The 16,989-nt window shown below is 70.3% G+C and carries 16 protein-coding genes; 9 read left to right on the plus strand and 7 right to left on the minus strand.

Features of this window, described 5'->3' with window-relative positions:
• Positions 1-143: 143 nt before the first annotated feature.
• The 5 genes from ACWEOI_RS07870 to ACWEOI_RS07890 all read left to right on the plus strand — a co-directional run bounded on the left by ACWEOI_RS07870 (position 144) and on the right by ACWEOI_RS07890 (position 5,522).
• Positions 144-533 (plus strand): DUF3499 domain-containing protein, encoded by a 390-nt coding sequence (locus ACWEOI_RS07870; RefSeq protein WP_379275089.1) that lies wholly within the window; start codon positions 144-146, stop codon positions 531-533.
• Positions 534-654: 121 nt separating this feature from the next.
• Positions 655-2,031 (plus strand): phosphomannomutase/phosphoglucomutase, encoded by a 1,377-nt coding sequence (locus ACWEOI_RS07875; protein WP_433667879.1) that lies wholly within the window; start codon positions 655-657, stop codon positions 2,029-2,031.
• Between the two features lie 73 nt (positions 2,032-2,104).
• Positions 2,105-3,301: a tobH protein gene (locus ACWEOI_RS07880; protein WP_433667881.1), complete on the plus strand. Its 1,197-nt coding sequence runs from the start codon at positions 2,105-2,107 to the stop codon at positions 3,299-3,301.
• Entirely contained in the window at positions 3,301-4,524 is a 1,224-nt protein-coding gene (gene manA, locus ACWEOI_RS07885; RefSeq protein WP_433667882.1) for a mannose-6-phosphate isomerase, class I, read from the plus strand. The genes ACWEOI_RS07880 and manA overlap by 1 nt, the downstream gene beginning before the upstream one ends.
• A gap of 71 nt (positions 4,525-4,595) precedes the next feature.
• Positions 4,596-5,522, plus strand: a complete 927-nt coding sequence (locus ACWEOI_RS07890; protein WP_433667884.1) for a cation diffusion facilitator family transporter — start codon at positions 4,596-4,598, stop codon at positions 5,520-5,522.
• Here the strand turns inward: ACWEOI_RS07890 and ACWEOI_RS07895 are convergent, their stop codons facing one another.
• From ACWEOI_RS07895 to ACWEOI_RS07905, 3 genes are read right to left on the minus strand one after another with little or no spacing between them, the layout of a single operon-like run.
• Complete coding sequence (locus tag ACWEOI_RS07895) at positions 5,523-5,924, minus strand: hypothetical protein (RefSeq protein WP_433667886.1); 402 nt, start codon at positions 5,922-5,924, stop codon at positions 5,523-5,525.
• Positions 5,925-5,940: 16 nt separating this feature from the next.
• Positions 5,941-7,422, minus strand: coding sequence for an FAD-dependent oxidoreductase (locus ACWEOI_RS07900; RefSeq protein WP_433667887.1), 1,482 nt, complete (start codon positions 7,420-7,422; stop codon positions 5,941-5,943).
• Positions 7,423-7,460: 38 nt separating this feature from the next.
• Positions 7,461-8,048 (minus strand): TetR/AcrR family transcriptional regulator, encoded by a 588-nt coding sequence (locus ACWEOI_RS07905; RefSeq protein WP_379275064.1) that lies wholly within the window; start codon positions 8,046-8,048, stop codon positions 7,461-7,463.
• 124 nt (positions 8,049-8,172) lie between these two features.
• Here ACWEOI_RS07905 and ACWEOI_RS07910 point away from each other — a divergent pair, with 124 nt between their 5' ends.
• Positions 8,173-8,391, plus strand: coding sequence for a DUF4287 domain-containing protein (locus tag ACWEOI_RS07910; protein WP_433667890.1), 219 nt, complete (start codon positions 8,173-8,175; stop codon positions 8,389-8,391).
• A 79-nt stretch (positions 8,392-8,470) separates the two neighbouring features.
• On the opposite strand, the gene ACWEOI_RS07915 is transcribed toward ACWEOI_RS07910, so the two are convergent.
• From ACWEOI_RS07915 to rfbD, 3 genes are read right to left on the minus strand one after another with little or no spacing between them, the layout of a single operon-like run.
• On the minus strand, positions 8,471-9,562 hold the full coding sequence (locus ACWEOI_RS07915; RefSeq protein WP_433667891.1) for a mannose-1-phosphate guanylyltransferase: 1,092 nt from the start codon (positions 9,560-9,562) through the stop codon (positions 8,471-8,473).
• A 60-nt stretch (positions 9,563-9,622) separates the two neighbouring features.
• Entirely contained in the window at positions 9,623-10,543 is a 921-nt protein-coding gene (locus ACWEOI_RS07920) for a glycosyltransferase family 2 protein (protein WP_357087136.1), read from the minus strand.
• A complete protein-coding gene (gene rfbD, locus ACWEOI_RS07925; protein WP_433667893.1) occupies positions 10,540-11,457 on the minus strand; it encodes a dTDP-4-dehydrorhamnose reductase in 918 nt (305 codons plus the stop codon). Before rfbD ends, ACWEOI_RS07920 begins: the two co-directional genes overlap by 4 nt.
• Before the next feature lie 273 nt (positions 11,458-11,730).
• Here rfbD and ACWEOI_RS07930 point away from each other — a divergent pair, with 273 nt between their 5' ends.
• The 3 genes from ACWEOI_RS07930 (at position 11,731) to ACWEOI_RS07940 (ending at position 15,300) form a co-directional block, all read left to right on the plus strand.
• The gene (locus ACWEOI_RS07930) at positions 11,731-13,188 is read left to right on the plus strand and encodes an LCP family glycopolymer transferase (RefSeq protein WP_433667895.1); all 1,458 of its coding nucleotides are present in this window, start codon (positions 11,731-11,733) and stop codon (positions 13,186-13,188) included.
• On the plus strand, positions 13,176-13,892 hold the full coding sequence (locus tag ACWEOI_RS07935) for a TIGR03089 family protein (RefSeq protein WP_433667896.1): 717 nt from the start codon (positions 13,176-13,178) through the stop codon (positions 13,890-13,892). The genes ACWEOI_RS07930 and ACWEOI_RS07935 overlap by 13 nt, the downstream gene beginning before the upstream one ends.
• 112 nt (positions 13,893-14,004) lie before the next feature.
• The gene (locus ACWEOI_RS07940; protein WP_452359566.1) at positions 14,005-15,300 is read left to right on the plus strand and encodes a cytochrome P450; all 1,296 of its coding nucleotides are present in this window, start codon (positions 14,005-14,007) and stop codon (positions 15,298-15,300) included.
• Positions 15,301-15,331: 31 nt separating this feature from the next.
• Here ACWEOI_RS07940 and ACWEOI_RS07945 read toward each other — a convergent pair whose 3' ends face one another.
• A complete protein-coding gene (locus tag ACWEOI_RS07945) occupies positions 15,332-16,891 on the minus strand; it encodes a carboxylesterase family protein (RefSeq protein ID WP_433667898.1) in 1,560 nt (519 codons plus the stop codon).
• Positions 16,892-16,989: the final 98 nt, after the last annotated feature.

The following is a 16,989-nucleotide window of genomic DNA, read 5'->3' on the forward strand; positions in this document are numbered from 1 at the left end:
TCCGAGACACGCCCGGCGGGACCCTTCCGGGCCACGATCGCACAGGTACCGCAGGTCCTTGTGGCACGAGTGAGACGCGGTTCATTGAGCGTGTCTGTGTCCACGGGGCCGTGAGGGGGGTTACCCTGCTTGGCGTGATCCCCATGCGTCGTTGCTGCCGTCCAGGCTGCAAGAACCCGGCCGTCGCGACGCTGACCTATGTGTACTCCGACTCGATGGCGGTCGTGGGTCCCCTGGTCACGGTCGCGGAACCACATTCCTGGGACTTGTGTGAAACACATGCCTCCCGGATCACCGCGCCGAAGGGATGGGAGTTGGTCCGGCACGAGGGCGGGTTTTCCAGCTCCACCCCCGACGACGACGATCTGACCGCCCTGGCCGAAGCCGTCCGCGAAGCCGGATTGCGCCGTCGCACAACGGATCCCGACCCGCGCGCCTACGCCGACTACGCGCCGGCCCCGCAGCGCACCACCCGCACGGGCCGCACCGGCCGCCGCGGGCATCTACGCGTCCTACCCGACCCGCCCAGCTGATCGAGCGCGCGCCGTCGAGCCATACCCGACGAATCGCCCTCGGTTCACCGAATCACTTGACCCGACAAGTAGGGGCAGGCGAAGTCTGCCTCGGCAAGGGTCTGCTACTAGGGTGTTCCCCATGACAGTCGCCCGGTCCGCCGAGTCCGTTCAAGCAGTCATCAAGGCATACGACGTTCGCGGCGTGGTCGGCGAGCAGATCGACGCGGACTTCGTCCGCGATGTCGCGGGCTCCTTCGCCCGGCTGATGCGCACCGAGGGCGCGCAGCGCATCGTGATCGGTCACGACATGCGTGACTCCTCCCCCGAACTGGCCGCGGCCTTCGCCGACGGCGTGCTCGCCCAGGGCCTGGACGTGGTGCACATCGGCCTCGCCTCCACCGACCAGCTGTACTTCGCCTCCGGCCACCTGGACTGCCCGGGCGCCATGTTCACCGCCAGCCACAACCCGGCCAAGTACAACGGCATCAAGCTGTGCCGCGCCAAGGCGCTGCCGGTCGGTCAGGACACCGGCCTGGCCACCATCTCCGAGGAAGTCATCGCCGGCGTCCCGGCCTTCGACGGCCCGCGCGGCACCGAGTCCCGCGAGGACCTGCTCACCGCCTACGCCGACTTCCTGCACAAGCTGGTCGACCTGAGCGGTTCGCGCCCGCTGCGCATCGCGGTGGACGCCGGCAACGGCATGGGCGGCTACACCGTGCCCGCCGTGCTGGGCACGCTGCCGCAGTTCACCATCGAGCCGCTGTTCTTCGAACTGGACGGCTCCTTCCCCAATCACGAAGCCAATCCGCTGGATCCGAAGAACCTGGTCGACCTGCAGGACTACGTCCGCAAGACCGGCGCGGACCTGGGCCTGGCCTTCGACGGCGACGCCGACCGCTGCTTCGTGGTGGACGAGAAGGGCGACCCGGTCTCCCCGTCCGCGGTCACCGGCCTGGTCGCCGAGCGCGAGCTGACCAAGGAGCCGGGCGCCACCGTCATCCACAACCTGATCACCTCGAAGGCCGTGCCGGAGCTGGTGACCGAGCTGGGCGGCACCCCGGTGCGCACCCGCGTCGGCCACTCCTTCATCAAGCAGCAGATGGCGGCCACCGGCGCGATCTTCGGCGGCGAGCACTCCGCGCACTACTACTTCCGCGACTTCTGGGGCGCCGACTCCGGCATGCTGGCCGCGCTGCACGTGCTGGCCGCGCTGGGCGAGAAGGACCGCACGATGTCGGAATTGGCTTCGGCCTACGCGACATACGCGGCCTCCGGCGAGATCAACTCGACGGTCGCCGACGCGCAGGAGCGGACCACCGCGGTGGTCGAGGCCTTCGGCGGCCGCGCCACCTCGGTCGATCGGCTGGACGGCGTCACCGTGCAGCTGGCCGACGGCGCCTGGTTCAACCTGCGCGCCTCCAATACCGAACCGCTGCTGCGGCTCAACGTCGAGGCGCGATCGCAGGACGATGTAGACGCACTCGTAACCGAGATCCTGAGCATCGTGCGCGCCTGACTGGAATAGTGGAATCACAGAGCTTGGATTCACCAGCGCCTGGTGACCCGATGAGGGGAGGTGGCAACGCCCGATGATCGCTGGGACACCGGTAATCGACCTCGATGACGTCGCCTCGCTGGAGGCGGCGGACGCCGGGGGTGTGCTGCGCTCCGCCGCATCGGGGGGAGCGCAGGTAAGGGCAACCGCCGCCGCGCTTTCCGAGGATGCGCTCGCCCGGCTGACCGATCTGCGCCCGCGCAGTCTGGTCCTGGTCTCCGGGAGCGGACGCGCCGCCCGCGCGGCCGCGCTGCTGATCGCGGCCCTGGGTGACCACACCAGCCTGCCGCTGGTGTCGGCGACCTCGATCCCGCCGTGGGTCGGACCGCTGGACGTGGTGCTGGTGGCCGGTGACGACGCGGGTGATCCGCGCCTGGCCGAGGCGGTGGACCGAGCGCTCCGACGGGGCGCCGAAGTGGTCGTCGCCGCACCGGACGAGGGCCCCATCCGGGCCGCGGCCGCCGGACGCGCCACCATTCTCGCGCCGCGGGTGCGGGTGCTCGACCACAATCTGATGCTGCGCTATCTGGCCGCGGGCCTGGCCGTGCTGAGCACCATCGACCCGCATCGGGTCGGACCGCTGGTGCCCGAATTGAACGCTCTCGCAGACCTGCTCGACGAGGAGGCGCTGCGCGACGGCCCGCAGCACGAGGCCTTCCACAATCCGGCCAAGACCCTGGCCACCCGCATGACGCAGCGCAAGCGCGTCGTGCTGGCCGGTGATTCCACCGCGGCCGCCGAGCTCGCCGGACACGGGTCGGAGGTGCTGCTGGCCGCGGCCGGGCAGATCACCGCGGCCGTCTCGCTCTCGGAAGCCATTGCCGCGCACGGCCGCCTGGTGCAGGCCGCGGGCGTGGCCGCGCCCGGTTTCGATCCGCTGTTCCACGACGAGGAGCTCGACGGGCCCGCGCCGGTGGAGCAAGTCCGGATCTTCGTGGTGAGCGCCGGCCCGGACGAGGTCGCGGTGCGCCGCCGGCTGGCCGTGTTCGGCTCGGACGCCGGGCTCGTCGACACCGACCTGATCACCGTGGACACGGAGGCGGCCGCCGCCCCGCCCGCCACCGCGCCCGGGCAGCCCGTGCCCGCCGCCGCGAGCGGCGAGGTCACTGAGCTTGCTACGAGCAGGCTTGCGGTACTCGCACTTCGGCTGGAGATGGCGGCTGCCTATCTCCGACTACTCGGTTCCCGCCCGGCCACCGGACCGGGTCGCTACGACGGGGGCAATTACTAGTGCACGAACTCGTTGGTGCGCTGCGTTCCTACGCTTGGGGTTCGCGCACCGCGCTCGCACAGCTGTGCGGACGACCGGTTCCCTCCGCGCATCCGGAAGCCGAACTCTGGTTCGGGGCGCACCCCGCCGATCCGGCCCGCGTACAGATCAACGGTCACAGCGAATCCCTGCTGGAGCTGGTCAGCGCCGACCCGCAACACGAACTCGGGCCGGTGGCAGGCGAATTCGGCGGACGGCTGCCGTTCCTGCTGAAGATCCTGGCCGCCGAGGAGCCGCTCTCGCTGCAGGCGCATCCCAGCGTCGAACAGGCCCGGGCCGGGTTCGCGCGGGAGAACCACGCCGGGGTGTCCATCGACTCGGCCATGCGCAACTACCGCGACGAGAACCACAAGCCGGAACTGGTGGTGGCGCTGGGCCGCTTCGAGGCGCTGGCCGGGTTCCGCGATCCGCGCCAGACCGTGCGGCTGCTCCTCGCCCTCGACGTCCCGGAACTGAGCCAGTACGCCGATCTGCTTGCCGCCCAGCCCGACTCCGCGGGCCTGCGCACGCTGTTCACCACCTGGATCGCGCTGCCGCAGGCGAGCCTGAGCACGCTGCTGCCCAAGGTGCTCGACGGTTGTGTGCGCTACCTGTCCGAGGCGGGCAGCGGCAGCAAGGAATTCGTGTCCGAGGTGCGCACCGCGCTCGAGCTGGCCGAGGCCTACCCCGGTGACGCCGGGGTACTCGCGGCGCTGCTGCTCAACCGCATCACGCTGGAGCCCGGCGAGGGCCTGTTCCTCGATGCCGGGAACCTGCACGCGTACCTGCGCGGGGTGGGCGTGGAGATCATGGCCAACTCCGACAATGTGCTGCGCGGCGGGCTCACCCCCAAGCACGTGGACGTCCCCGAACTGCTGCGGGTGCTCGACTTCGAGCCGCTCGACCTGCCGGTGGTGCACGCGGAGCAGGTGTCGGACAGCGTCTTCCGCTATCACACGCCCGCGCCGGAGTTCGGGCTCAGCCGCTTCGAGCTGGCGCCGGACGCCGAGCCGGTGACGGTGGTGCGTTCCGGTCCGGTGATCGCGCTGGCCACCCATGGCCGGGTGCGGTTGTTCCAGGGCAATCACGACCTGATCGTGGAGTGCGGTCGGGCGGCGTGGATCTCGGCCGCGGAGGGCGGAATCCGGGCTCAGGCGGTGGACGGTCCCGCGCAGCTGTTCTGCGCCGCGGTCGGCGAGGAGTGACGAGCGGACGGTAGGCTCCTCCCGGTCACACACGTTTTCTAGGCAAAACGGACATCGGAAGGGGCGGTTCATTGTCTGCGGGCGGCGGTAAGAAGGCCATCCTGGCGGCGCTGAGCGCGAATGCCGGCATCGCGGCGGCCAAATTCGTCGGCGCGGCCATCACCGGCTCCGCGTCCATGCTCGCCGAGGCCGTGCACTCGGTGGCCGACACCTCCAACCAGGGCCTGCTGCTGCTCGGTCAGCGCCGCGCCGCGCAGGAGGCCGACGAGCTGCACCCGTTCGGCTACGGCCGCAACCGCTACTTCTATTCGTTCGTGGTCGCGCTGGTCATCTTCGCGCTCGGCTCGGTGTACGCCATCTACGAGGGCATCCACAAGATCGAGCATCCCGAGGAACTGACCAACCCGATCGTCGCGATCGTCATCCTCGGCCTGGCCATCGGGCTCGAGGGCTTCAGCTTCATCACCGCCATGCGGGAATCCAAGCCGCTCAAGGGCAATGCCAGCTGGTGGCGGTTCATCCGCAACTCGCGCAACCCGGAACTGCCGGTGGTGCTGCTGGAGGACTCGGGCGCGCTGATCGGCCTGGTCCTCGCCTTCGCCGCGATCAGCCTGACCATGATCACCGGCGACCCGGTCTGGGACGGCGTCGGCACCCTGTCGATCGGCATCCTGCTGGGCGTCATCGCCGTCATCCTGATCGTCGAGATGCAGAGCCTGCTCATCGGCGAGGGCGCGACCCCGGAGGAGGACGCGGCCATTCGCGCCGCCCTGGTCGACGACCGCTGCATCGACAAGGTCATCCACCTGCGCACCCAGTACCTGGGCCCGGAGGAGATGCTGGTGGCCGCGAAGGTCGCCATCGTGCCCGGCCTGGAGATCGCCCAGATCGCCGCGGCCATCGACGAGGCCGAGGCGCGGGTGCGCGCCGAGGTTCCGGCCGCCCGGGTCATCTACCTGGAACCCGACCTGTACCGGGCCCAGCCGGTCGAGAAATAGTCAGCGATCGGCGAGGCGGACCACGAACCGCAGTCCCGACCAGGTGCCGTCGATGGCGGCGACCTTGTTGTCCACCAGGCCCTGACCCAGACCGTAAGCGCGAGCGGCGTTCTCACCGAGATCGGTGGGGACGCCGCTCGACTTCTTGGGCCAGGCCAGCCACAGGCCGCCGTCGATCGCGAGCCGCTCCCGCCAGCCGGGAAACCGGCGGGTCAGGGCGGCGCGGTCGGGGCAGAAGCCGAGGATCACGTCATAGGGCCCGACCCCGGCGCGGCGGTGCAACAGCACCCCGCCGGGCAACTCCCCCAGCTCGAATCCCGCGGGCGCCGAGGCCAGCAGCACCCGGCTCCCGGGTTTGATGCCGAGCTTGCGCGGGAGCGGCGTGCCCGAGTAACCGGCCATGGCCGCAGCGTAGCAATCAGTTGCGCCAGCGACCGGTAAGTAGTTCCAGCGGATCGGTCGGGATGCCGAACTCCTTGCGCAGGGCGTGGCAGGCGGCGTGGTAGCCGTTCATGCCGTGCACGCCCGGCCCCGGCGGAGTGGCCGAGGAGCACAGGTAGACGCCGGGCAGCGGGGTGGCGTACGGGTTCCAGCGCGGGGCGGGCCGGAAAACGGTCTGGCGCAGGGTCATCGCGCCCGCGGAGATGTCGCCGCCGATGTAGTTCGGATTGTGCGCGGGCATGGTCACCGCGGTGCGGACATGGGTCGCGAGGATCAGGTCGCGGAAGCCGGGCGCGAAGCGTTCGACCTGGGCGGTGATGGTCTCGGTGAGGTCCTCGGCCGAGCCGTTGGGCACGTGCGCGTAGGTGTAGAGGGTGTGCTTGCCCGCGGGCGCGCGGGTGTCGTCGACGACGCCGGGCTGGATGGCCAGCACATAGGGTCGCTCGGCGTGCCGCCCTGCGGCGACGGCCTTTTCGGCGGCCACGGCCTCGGCGCGGGAGCCGACCAGGTGCAAGGTTCCGGCCCGATCACACCCCTGCGCCTGCCACGGCACCGGACCCGAGAGCGCGAAATCCACCTTGCAGGCCGCGCCGCCGTAGCGGAACCTGTTGAGCGCGAAGTTGTATCGCGCGGGCAGCGTCGCGATGCGCTGCAGCTCGGCGGGCGCGACATCGAGCAATACCGCTCGGACCTCGTCGAATTCGTCGAGGGAGTCGACGCGGTGGCCGGTGACGATGCGCCCGCCGTGCGTGCGCAGATCCTCGGCGAGGGCGTCGATGATGGCCTGGCTGCCGCCGCGCGGCACCGGCCAGCCGCGCACATGGGCGAGCGTGCCCAGCAGCATGGCCACACCGGCGCCCGGGAATCCGCGCGGCGGCCGGATGGCGTGCGCGGACACACCGGTGAGCAGCGCGGGCGCCACGTCCTCGCGAAAACGCATGTTCCACAACGGCGTCGCCTGTTCGACCATCCGGCGCAGGACGCGCAGTTCGATCCCGGGGTCCAGGCGCAGCATGCCGGTCGGGTCGATCGGCGGATGCCGCAGATCCGACATGAGCAGGGCGACCAGGTCCTCCCACTTGCGCACCAGCGGACCGAACAGCCGCCGCCACGCTCCCCCGTCGCGGCCCAGGCCGTCGGCGGTGTGGTCGAGGTCGAGCCAGGCCAGCCCGGCGCGGCCGCCGTCCAGCGGATGCGCGTAGGACACCTGCGGGGTGAGCAGTTCGACCCCGTGCGCCTTCAGATCGAAGGCCCGGAAGAACGGGGACGCCACCGCCATCGGATGCGCGCCCGCGCACAGGTCGTGGTGGAAGCCCGGCAGCGTGACCTCGCCGGTGCGGCACCCGCCCCCGATGCCGTCGGAGGCCTCGTACACCTCGACGTCGAGCCCGGCGCGGGCCAGGATCACCGCCGCCGCGAGCCCGTTGGGACCGGATCCGACCACCACCGCGTCAGCCATGCTTTCAGCGTATGCCCGGGTGGGAGGTCCGTGGGTGATCAGTGGGGTCGGTCACCGCGAACCCATTGGGCGACCAGGATTTCCAGGCGCTGCTGTCGAAAGTCGGGCCGCAGTCGGCCACCCCGATCCAGCGTGGCCAGGCCGTGCATGGTGCTCCAGGCGACCTCGGTGAAGGTCTCCGGGTCGTGCGGCGGCGCGAAGGGCGCGAAGGTGAGCAGCAGTTCGACGAACGCGTCCTTGAGGGCCTGCGGCGCGTCGGGGCCGAACTTCAGGTCGGTGCGCAGCAGGAAGATGGCGTCGTAGAGGGCGGCGCTGTCGCGGGCGAAGTCGAGGTAGCCCTGGACCACCGCGCGCAGGGCCTGTTCGGGGGTTTCCGCGGACTCGCGGAGTTCGCGGACCACCCCGGCGAATTCGGCCATCCCCGCCTCGGCGACCGCGGAGACGATGGCGTCCTTCCCGGCGAAGTGGCTGTACAGCACGGGCTGGCTGTATTCGATGCGATCCGCGAGCTTGCGCACCGTGACCGCGTCCCAGCCCTCGGTCTCGGCGATCTCCCGCGCCGTGTCGATGATGCGCTGCCGCCGTTCGATGCGTTCGCGTTCCTTGCGGGTCTGAATGGCGCTCATGACCGAACTCTAGCACTGCTAGACAATCTACCGATGCATATACTGTGACCCGCGACACGGCACGATGAATTCCGGTGGGGCGCACCGTCCCCACCTCTGACACCCCAGCGCACAGGAGACCGACATGGCGACCACCAAGCCCCAGGGCCCGGCTTCGTACTTCCCGTCCATCGAGGCCAAATACGGCCGCTCCGTGGACGACTGGTTCACCCTGCTCGCCGAGACCGGCATCACCGGACAGAAGGACCTGGTGAACTGGCTGAAGACCGAGCACGAGATGGGCCACGGGCACGCCACCGCGCTGGCGCAGTTCCACCTGAACCCCGGCAAATGGGAGCGCTGACCGCGCCCGCGGAAAACTCCGCCACACACCCGAAATCGGCCGCCCCATCCATGGGAGCGGCCGATTTCGTTGTGACGGATCAGACGTCGGTGGAGAAGCGGATGCCACCGTCCGGGATGTCGACCCCCGGCCAGATGCGCGCGCCGCGCAGCAGTTCACAGCGCGCGCCGACATTCGCGCCGTCGCCGATGACGGCATCGCGGACCAGGGCGCGCGGACCGATCCGGGCGCCGAAGCCGATGATCGAACGTTCCACGGTGGCGCCGGCTTCCACCCGCGCCCCGTCGAACAGGATCGCACCGTCCAGGCGAGCGCCCGCGCCGACCTCGGCCCCGCGGCCGACGACCGTGCCGCCGATCAGCAGCGCGCCGGGCGCGACGCCCGCACCGGGGTGGACCAGGGATTCGCCGCGCTGCCCCGGCAGCGCCGGGGACGGGGCGATGCCGCGGACCAGGTCGGCCGAGCCGCGCACGAAGTCCTCGGGGGTGCCCATGTCACGCCAGTAGGAGACGTCGACGTGGCCCTGGATGTGCGCGCCCTCGGCGAGCAGGGACGGGAAGGTCTCGCGTTCGACCGACACCGGTCGGCCCGCGGGGATCTTCTCGATGTACTCGCGGCGGAAGACGTAGCAGCCCGCGTTGATCTGGTCGGTCGGCGGATCCTGGGTCTTCTCCAGGAACGCGGTGACGCGGCCGTTCTCGTCGGTGGGGACGCAGCCGAAGGCGCGGGGGTCACTGACCCGCACCAGGTGCAGGGTGACATCCGCACCGGAGGTGTGGTGGGTCTCGAGCACCCCGCCCAGGTCGGTGCCGCCGAGCACGTCGCCGTTGAACACCAGCACGGTGTCGGCGCGCAGCTTGGGCAGCACGTTGCGGATGCCGCCGCCGGTACCGAGCGCCTCGTCCTCGGTCACGTATTCGAGCTCGAGGCCCAGGTCGGAGCCGTCGCCGAAGTGCTCTTCGAACACCTCCGCCTTGTAGGAGGTGCCGAGCACCACATGGGTGATGCCGGCGTCGGCGATGCGCGCGAGCAGGTGCTGCAGGAACGGCAGTCCGGCCGTGGGCAGCATCGGCTTGGGGGCGGACAAGGTCAGCGGACGCAGGCGGGTGCCCTGGCCTCCGACCAGGATCACCGCGTCCGTGGACCCGGCGGTGTTACCGCTGTTCGCCATCTTCTCCCCTGTGTCAGGTGGTCAGTGATACGCGACCGCAGATCCTAACCGCCCCAGATGTTAAACAGAGCCGTTTCGATCTCGTTCGCGCAGTGCGGATCGAACCGCAAGTTTGCAACGCACCGCAAGTCCAGCTTTCAGTGCCACCCGAAGTGGGGCCTGCCACCAGTGCGGATGCCGATCGGCCTGGAAACGGTACGCGCTGGCGTGATGCGCGGGCAGCATGGTCTCCGGATGACGACCCGCGGCATGCCCCTTGGCGTGCGTGACCTCGGCGGACGGCACGAAGACATTGTGCCAGCCCGCCCGGCCCATCCGGTCGCCGAAGTCGACATCCTCCATGTACATGAAGTAACGGGAGTCGAAACCGTCGATGGAATCGAAGGCCGCGCGGCGCACCAGCAGGCAGGAACCCGACAGCCAGCCCACCGAACGCTCCGAGATGGCCTCGTTGTCCTGGCGGTAGCGCAGCGTCCACGGGTTCTTGGGCCAGATGCTGCCCAGGATGGCGTGACCGGCGCCGTCGGCGATGCCGGGCACCGAGCGGGCGGACGGGTAGGTGCTGCCGTCCGGCTCGAGCACCTTCGGGCCCAGCGCACCCGCGCGCGGCCAGCGGCGGGCGGCGGCCAGCAGTTCGTCGATGGCGTCGGTACCCCAGCGCACGTCCGGGTTGGCGATGACGATGAACTCGATGTCCGGGTCGATCTCGGCCACCGCGCGGTTGATCGCGCCGCCGTAGCCGATATTGCCGCCGGTGCGCAGCAGGCGCACGTGGGCGTTGGCCTCGGCCGCCAGTTCCGGGGAACCGTCGACCGAGCCGTTGTCGGCCAGGATGACCTGCGGCTTCTCACCGGTCGCGATGGCCAGGGTGCTGATGAAGTGTTCCAGGTGCTCGCCGGGCGAGTAGGTCACCGTGACGACTGCCAGCTGCGGTTTTTTCGCCGCGGCGGGGGGCTGTCCGACAGAATCCGAGGGGCTCACGGGGGCCCAGGATAGTCGGAGACGGCGGCCAATGCGTCGTTCAGTGCCAGCTTCCAGTCCCGCAACGGCGACAGGCCGCCCGAGACCCACGAATTGCCCGAAAGGACCGAATACGCCGGGCGCGGAGCGGGTCTCGGGAAATCCTCGGTGCCACAGGGCCGTACGCGTTCGGGGTCCGCGCCGAGGCCCGCGAAGACCGCGCGCGCCAGATCGAACCAACTGGCTTGTCCGGCATTGGTGGCGTGCAGGATTCGGGGTCCCCCGGGATTGACGCCCGATCCCAGCATTCCCGCGAGTTCCAGCAGACCGGCCGCGAGATCGAGGGCGTAGGTCGGTGAGCCGATCTGGTCGTTCACCACCGTGATGGTGTCGCGCTCGCCTTCCAGCCGCCGCATGGTCGCCACGAAATCACCGGTGTCGCCGGTGTAGACCCAGGCGGTCCGCACGATGCGCGCGTCCGGCGAATACTCCAGAACCGCTTGCTCGCCAGCGAGTTTCGTCCGCCCGTACACCGTGGCCGGTCCGGTCGGATCGTCCGGTTCGTACGGGTGGGAGGCGGTGCCCGGGAACACGTAATCGGTGGAGACGTGAATGAGCCGGGCGCCGCGTTCGGCGCACACCCGGGCCAGCACGCCCGGCCCGGTGGCGTTCACCGCGAAGGCGGCCTCGGGCTCGGACTCGGCCTGATCGACGGCGGTGTAGGCCGCGCAGTTGATCAGTACGTCACCGGGTTTCACCAGTTCACGCACGGCGTCGGCGGCGGTGATGTCGAGATCGGCGTGGGCCAGGCCGCGCGCCCCGGGGGCGAGGGTGGTCAGGGCCCGGCCGAGCTGGCCGCGCGCTCCGGTCACCAGCAGCCGGGCGGTCTCGTGGCGCGGCTGCCCGGTGGTCGGGCTCACGTCGTCGGCAATCACGGCTGTCAGTGTGGCACGCCACGTCCGCCACCCCGCGAACCCGTCGCGACCTGTGGATTCATTCGGACAGACCGGGGTAATCGGGCGACATCGCGCGACTCACGGAGTCCGGGCTACGGCAACTGAACGGTTACCGCCACTAGCCTGCAGGGTGGGGGTCTCCCATTCGATTCGACCTCGCTTGCCGGGGTCCAGTGGGCCGAGTTCGGAAAGGACAGTCGGTTGCCGGAGAGTGCCTGGGCATCCGTGCCGAAAGGGTCCCGCCCATCAGCGATGCGCCCGCGGCAGCGGGGCGGGCCGGGCCGGGCGCTGGCCGCGCTGGCCGCGGTGCTGGCCCTGACGGTGACCGGACTCGGCTGGCACAGCGTGGACCAACTGGTGTCGGGCATCGAGCGGATCGGCAATCTGGGGCTGGGCGGCGGCAAATCCGACGGCGCGACCGACATCCTGATGGTCGGCATCGACGCGCGCACCGACGCGCACGGAAATCCGCTCACCCAGGACGAATTGGCCATGCTGCACGCCGGCGACGACGGCGAGGGCGGACTCAATACCGACACCATCATCCTGATCCGGGTGCCCAACAACGGGCGATCCGCTGTGGCCGTCTCCATCCCGCGCGACTCCTACGTGGACATCCCGGGCCTGGGCAAGGGAAAGATCAACTCCGCGTACGGCATCACCAAGTCGACCCTGCAGCAGAAGCTGATCGATCAGGGCGTCTCGCCCACCGAGGCGGACCAACGATCCACCCAGGCCGGGCGGCAGGCGCTGGTCAAATCGGTGGCCGGGCTCACCGGCATCACCGTCGACCACTACGCCGAGGTCGGGCTGCTGGGCTTCGTGCTGCTCACCGACGCGGTCGGCGGTGTCGACGTGTGCCTGAACAACGCGGTGGACGAACCGCTCTCGGGCGCGGACTTCCCCGCGGGCAAGCAGAAGCTCGACGGCGCAGAGGCTTTGAGCTTCGTGCGCCAGCGCCACGACCTGCCGCGCGGCGATATCGACCGCATCGTGCGCCAGCAGGTGTACATGGCGCAGCTGGTGCACCAGGTGCTCAGCGCCAAGGTGCTCGCCAGCCCCGGCCGGTTGAAGGAGCTCAGCGACGCGGTCGGCCGCACCGTGGTGCTCGACGACGACTGGGACGTGCTCAGCTTCCTGCACCAGCTGCAGGACCTCGCGGGCGGCGAGGTGAAGTTCGAGACCATTCCGGTCAAGGACCTCAACGGCTGGACCGACAATGGCGAATCCGTGGTCCGGGTGGATCCGACCGCCGTGCACAAGTACGTGACCGCCGCGGTCGGCGACGACGACGAGACCAAGGGCGACGGCGGCATCGAGCCGTCCACGGTCGTCGCGGACGTCTACAACGCCTCCGGCGCCGGCGGCCTGGCCGGGCAGGCCGCACAGGCGCTGGCGGCCAAGGGTTTCCGCACCGGCACGGTGGACAACTGGATCGGCGGGCCGGTGCAGAGCAGCCGGGTGCTGGCCGCCTCGGGCGGCGACCCCAAGGCGCGCGCGGTGGCGCAGGCGCTGGGCGGGCTGCCGGTGATGGCGGAGCCGGGACTGCCCGAGGGCTCGGTCCGCGTGGTGCTGGCGGGTGACTATTCTGGTCCGGGTTCGGCGAAGGGCAGCGCCACGTTCGATTTCTCCGGAACCGCGACCGCGACGCCTGTGCCCCCAGCCCCACCTATCGACGCCGGCACGAACGGACCGAAATGCGTGAACTGAACGAGACCCTCACCGAAGCGGTACTCGACCCCATCCTCGCCCGCGACCCCGCCGGGCCGCGCATCACCTATTACGACGACGCCACCGGCGCGCGCATCGAACTGTCCGCGCTCACGCTGGCCAACTGGGCGGCCAAGACCGCCAATATGATTCGCGACGAATTCGGGCTCACCTCCGGCGCCCGGGTGGCGGTCCTGCTGCCGGCGCACTGGCAGACCGCCGCGGTGCTGCTGGGCTGCTGGTGGGCGGGCGTCGAGGTGGTGCTGCACGCCGATCCGGACGCCGAACTGGCGCTGGTGACCGCCGACCGCATCGACGAGGCCGACGGCATCGCCGAGGTGGCCGCGCTCTCGCTGGACCCCATGGGCATGCCGGTGCGCGACCTGCCGATCGGCGTCACCGACTACGCCACCTCGGTCCGCGTCCACGGCGACCAGTTCCGCCCGCACGGCATCGGCTGCGCCCTGGACGGCACCTCGGTCTCCGCCGTCCTCGACGAGGCTCGCAAATCGGCTGCCCGCCAGGGCTTCACCGCCGAGGACCGGGTCCTGTCCACCACGTCCTGGGACACACCCGCCGAACTGATCGACGGCTTCGTCGCGATCCTGGCGTCCGGCGCATCACTGGTCCAGGTCACCAACCCCGACCCCGCCGCCCAGGAGCGCCGCGTCGCCACGGAGCGCGTCACCGCCCAACGCCGCTGACAATCGAGTGCTCCTACCCGGGTAGGAGCACATTTTCCCTCCTCGGGATGTTTATCCACAGCAAGCGTGTACGTACCGTGGAATCATCCGATGACGAGGGAGTCCCGCGATGATGAGTCCCCGATACTGGGCCCGATGGATGGTCGAGCACGGTGCCCCGCGCTGGGGCCTGCGTTGGCAGGCCCGCCACGACGTTCCGTTCGCCAAACTGATCACCACGTCGGACGCGCTCCACGATCCGTATCCCCTGATCGAGGACATCCGTGCCCGCGGCCGCCTGGTGCACAACCCGTACACCTGGTCGACGGCCGACTACGAACTGATCCGCACCATCCTGCGCGACAACCGCTTCGGCGCGTTCGGCCCGGACGGCGTGGACATGCCCGCCTGGCTGCGCGATCGCCTGAAGCGGGCGCAGACGCCGCCGAATCCGGTGGAGCCGCCGTCCATGCTGATGATCGATCCGCCCGATCACACCCGCATCCGCAAGTCGGTGTCGGCGGCGTTCACGCCGCGCGCTATCGGCCGGCTGCGTGATCGGGTGGAGTCGGTGACCGCCGAACTGCTCGACGAGCTGCCGCCGGAGGGCTCGGCCGACCTGATCGCGGCCTTCGCGCAGCAGGTGCCGATCGCCATCATCACCGAGATGCTGGGTTTCCCGCAGGCGTCCCGCGACGAGTTCCTGATCTGGGGTGACGCCGCCAGCCCGCTGCTGGACATCGGCATCTCGTGGCGGGCCTGGCGCGACGCGTACGCGGCCATGGGAGTGATGGACGAGTACCTGAACGGGCATCTGGCGAAGCTGCGGGCCACCCCGGGCGAGGACATTCTGTCCAGTCTGGTGACGGCCGGGGAGCTGAACGAGCGCGAGCTGAAGGCGACCGCGAGCCTGCTCATGGGCGCGGGGTTCGAGACCACCGTGAACCTGATCGGCAACGGGGTGGTCCAGCTGCTGTCGCATCCGGAGCAGCTGGCCATGCTGCGCGCGGATCCGGACCTGTGGCCGCAGGCGATCGACGAGATCCTGCGCTTCGACCCGCCGGTCACCATGACCGCGCGCATCGCCCTGGCCGACGCCGAGGTCGGCGATCAGCGGCTGGCGGCGGGCAGCGTCCTGGTGATGTCGCTGGCGGGCGCGAACCGGGATCCGAAGAAGTTCACCGACCCCAATCGGTTCGACATCACCCGCGAGAACGCCCGCGAGCATCTGACCTTCTCCAGCGGCATCCACACCTGTCTGGGCGCGAGCCTGGCCCGGATGGAGGGCGTGCACGCGCTGCGCGCGCTGTTCGACGCGTTTCCGGATCTGGCGCTGGCGGGAGCGCCCGAACGCCGCCCGCTCTACACGCTGCACGGGTACGCGCACATGCCCGCGCACCTGGGCCGCCGCGCCACCGCCACCGTGTAGCCCGCCGCGGTGGGGCGGGATCGGTTGCGGCTCAGTAGAAGCCGACGACGTCGTCGCCCCACACGGAGTTGCGGTCGCGGTCGGGATCGTCGATGACCCGGTCCATGCTGTCGATGACGAGCGTGGTCCGGGTGGCGGCGTGGTAGGGCGGCCAGTGCTTGGATCCGTCGATGGCGGCGGGCACGCCGTACTCGGCGAAGGCCAGCCAGCGGCGCATCACCCGGCCCGAGACCTCCTGCGCCGCTTTGCGTCCGCCGAGCCAGAAGGTCGGGTCGTAGTCGAAGGAGCCGAAATTACCGAAGACATACGGCAATTCGGTGGCGTGGCCCGCGCCGACCCGGGCCGCCTTGAGCATCGGGGTGGCGTGGTCGAACCGGTACATCCAGGTCGGCGAGTGCGTGGAGTGCGCGTCGGCCACCCACTGCGAGGGCATTCGGAACGCGGCGTCGGTCGACATGATCATCGCGCCGCGCGACGTGCCCGCGGCGTAGGCGGCCGCGAACTCGGCGACGCGTTCGGGTGACAGGCCCGGATGCTCGGCGGCGACCGAGCGCAGCATGGAGTTCACGGCGTCCGGGGTGACCGGCATGATCGGTGAGCGCAGCAGCCGGAACAGCGAGGATTCGTCCTTGTTGGTGCCGATGAGCAGCGGCACCCGATGCGACCGGCCCTGCTGGAAGCGCTCGCTCGGGTAGCCGGGCAGCACATCGCCGTCCACTACGGGCGCGGCGGCCAGACGGCCCGGTTCCCGCGCGGGCACCTCGTCGAAGAGGGTTCCGGCCGCGGTCACCATACGTTCGAGGGGCATGGTGAGCAGTTCGGGCGCGCGGTCGGGTGTCAGCTCCAGCAGTTCCAGATAACGCTTGGCCACCACGGCGGCTCGCTCCGGACCGAAAACCGCTGTGGCTGGCGGGGATTGGGCGATGGCCCGATGGAACAGGCCTGCCGACAGCGGCGAGGTGAGCAGCGCGGTGACGCAGCCCGCGCCGGAGGATTCGCCGAAGATGGTGACATTGCCCGGGTCCCCGCCGAAGGCCGCGATATTGTCGCGCACCCAGGCCAGCGCGGCGATCTGATCGTGCAGGCCCAGATTCGGGACGAACTCCCCGCCCAGCGAGGACAGGTCCAGGAAGCCCAGCGCGCCGACCCGGTAGTTGACGCCGACCACGATCACCTGACCGGCCTCGGCGAGGCGGCGGCCGTCGTAGATGGCCTGGGCGGCGGTCCCCAGGCAGTACGCGCCGCCGTGCAGCCACACCATGACCGGGCGGGGTTCGCCGAGGGCGGCGGCCGGGGCCCAGACATTGAGCCACAGGCAGTTCTCGCCCATGCGCAGATTGGCGTCGACGGGCACGAAGCCCGGGGTCTGCGGGGCGACGTCGCCGTAGCGCACGCATTCGCGGACGCCGGTCCAAGGCCGCGGGGGCTGCGGCACCCGGAAGCGGTGCGGACCGGCGGTGCTGTCGGCGTAGGGAATGCCCTTCCAGACCGCGGCCGATCCGATGACGGCGCCGGACACGTCGCCGTACACCGTCCGTGCCACCGGCACGTCATCGCCTTCGGTCCGCTCGTCGAAGATCCGAGTGTTCATACGACACCTCCTCGTACTCCGTAAATCGAGGGTACTGGTGGTTCGCGGGTCGCCGGGCGATCATCGTCAGCGCGCCGCACGAGCTCGGCGGTGTGGTC

The sequence above is a fragment of the Nocardia sp. NPDC004340 genome, assembly GCF_053602575.1.

What these genes read in the sequence shown, in the direction of transcription:
- ACWEOI_RS07870 (WP_379275089.1), top strand. Translation starts at nt 144, where the DNA reads ATGCGTCGTTGCTGCCGTCCAGGCTGCAAGAACCCGGCCGTCGCGACG.
- ACWEOI_RS07875 (WP_433667879.1), top strand. Translation starts at nt 655, where the DNA reads ATGACAGTCGCCCGGTCCGCCGAGTCCGTTCAAGCAGTCATCAAGGCA.
- ACWEOI_RS07880 (WP_433667881.1), top strand. Translation starts at nt 2,105, where the DNA reads ATGATCGCTGGGACACCGGTAATCGACCTCGATGACGTCGCCTCGCTG.
- ACWEOI_RS07895 (WP_433667886.1), bottom strand. Translation starts at nt 5,924, where the DNA reads ATGGCCGGTTACTCGGGCACGCCGCTCCCGCGCAAGCTCGGCATCAAA.
- ACWEOI_RS07900 (WP_433667887.1), bottom strand. Translation starts at nt 7,422, where the DNA reads ATGGCTGACGCGGTGGTGGTCGGATCCGGTCCCAACGGGCTCGCGGCG.
- ACWEOI_RS07905 (WP_379275064.1), bottom strand. Translation starts at nt 8,048, where the DNA reads ATGAGCGCCATTCAGACCCGCAAGGAACGCGAACGCATCGAACGGCGG.
- ACWEOI_RS07910 (WP_433667890.1), top strand. Translation starts at nt 8,173, where the DNA reads ATGGCGACCACCAAGCCCCAGGGCCCGGCTTCGTACTTCCCGTCCATC.
- ACWEOI_RS07915 (WP_433667891.1), bottom strand. Translation starts at nt 9,562, where the DNA reads ATGGCGAACAGCGGTAACACCGCCGGGTCCACGGACGCGGTGATCCTG.
- ACWEOI_RS07930 (WP_433667895.1), top strand. Translation starts at nt 11,731, where the DNA reads ATGCGCCCGCGGCAGCGGGGCGGGCCGGGCCGGGCGCTGGCCGCGCTG.
- ACWEOI_RS07935 (WP_433667896.1), top strand. Translation starts at nt 13,176, where the DNA reads ATGCGTGAACTGAACGAGACCCTCACCGAAGCGGTACTCGACCCCATC.
- ACWEOI_RS07940 (WP_452359566.1), top strand. Translation starts at nt 14,005, where the DNA reads ATGAGTCCCCGATACTGGGCCCGATGGATGGTCGAGCACGGTGCCCCG.
- ACWEOI_RS07945 (WP_433667898.1), bottom strand. Translation starts at nt 16,891, where the DNA reads ATGAACACTCGGATCTTCGACGAGCGGACCGAAGGCGATGACGTGCCG.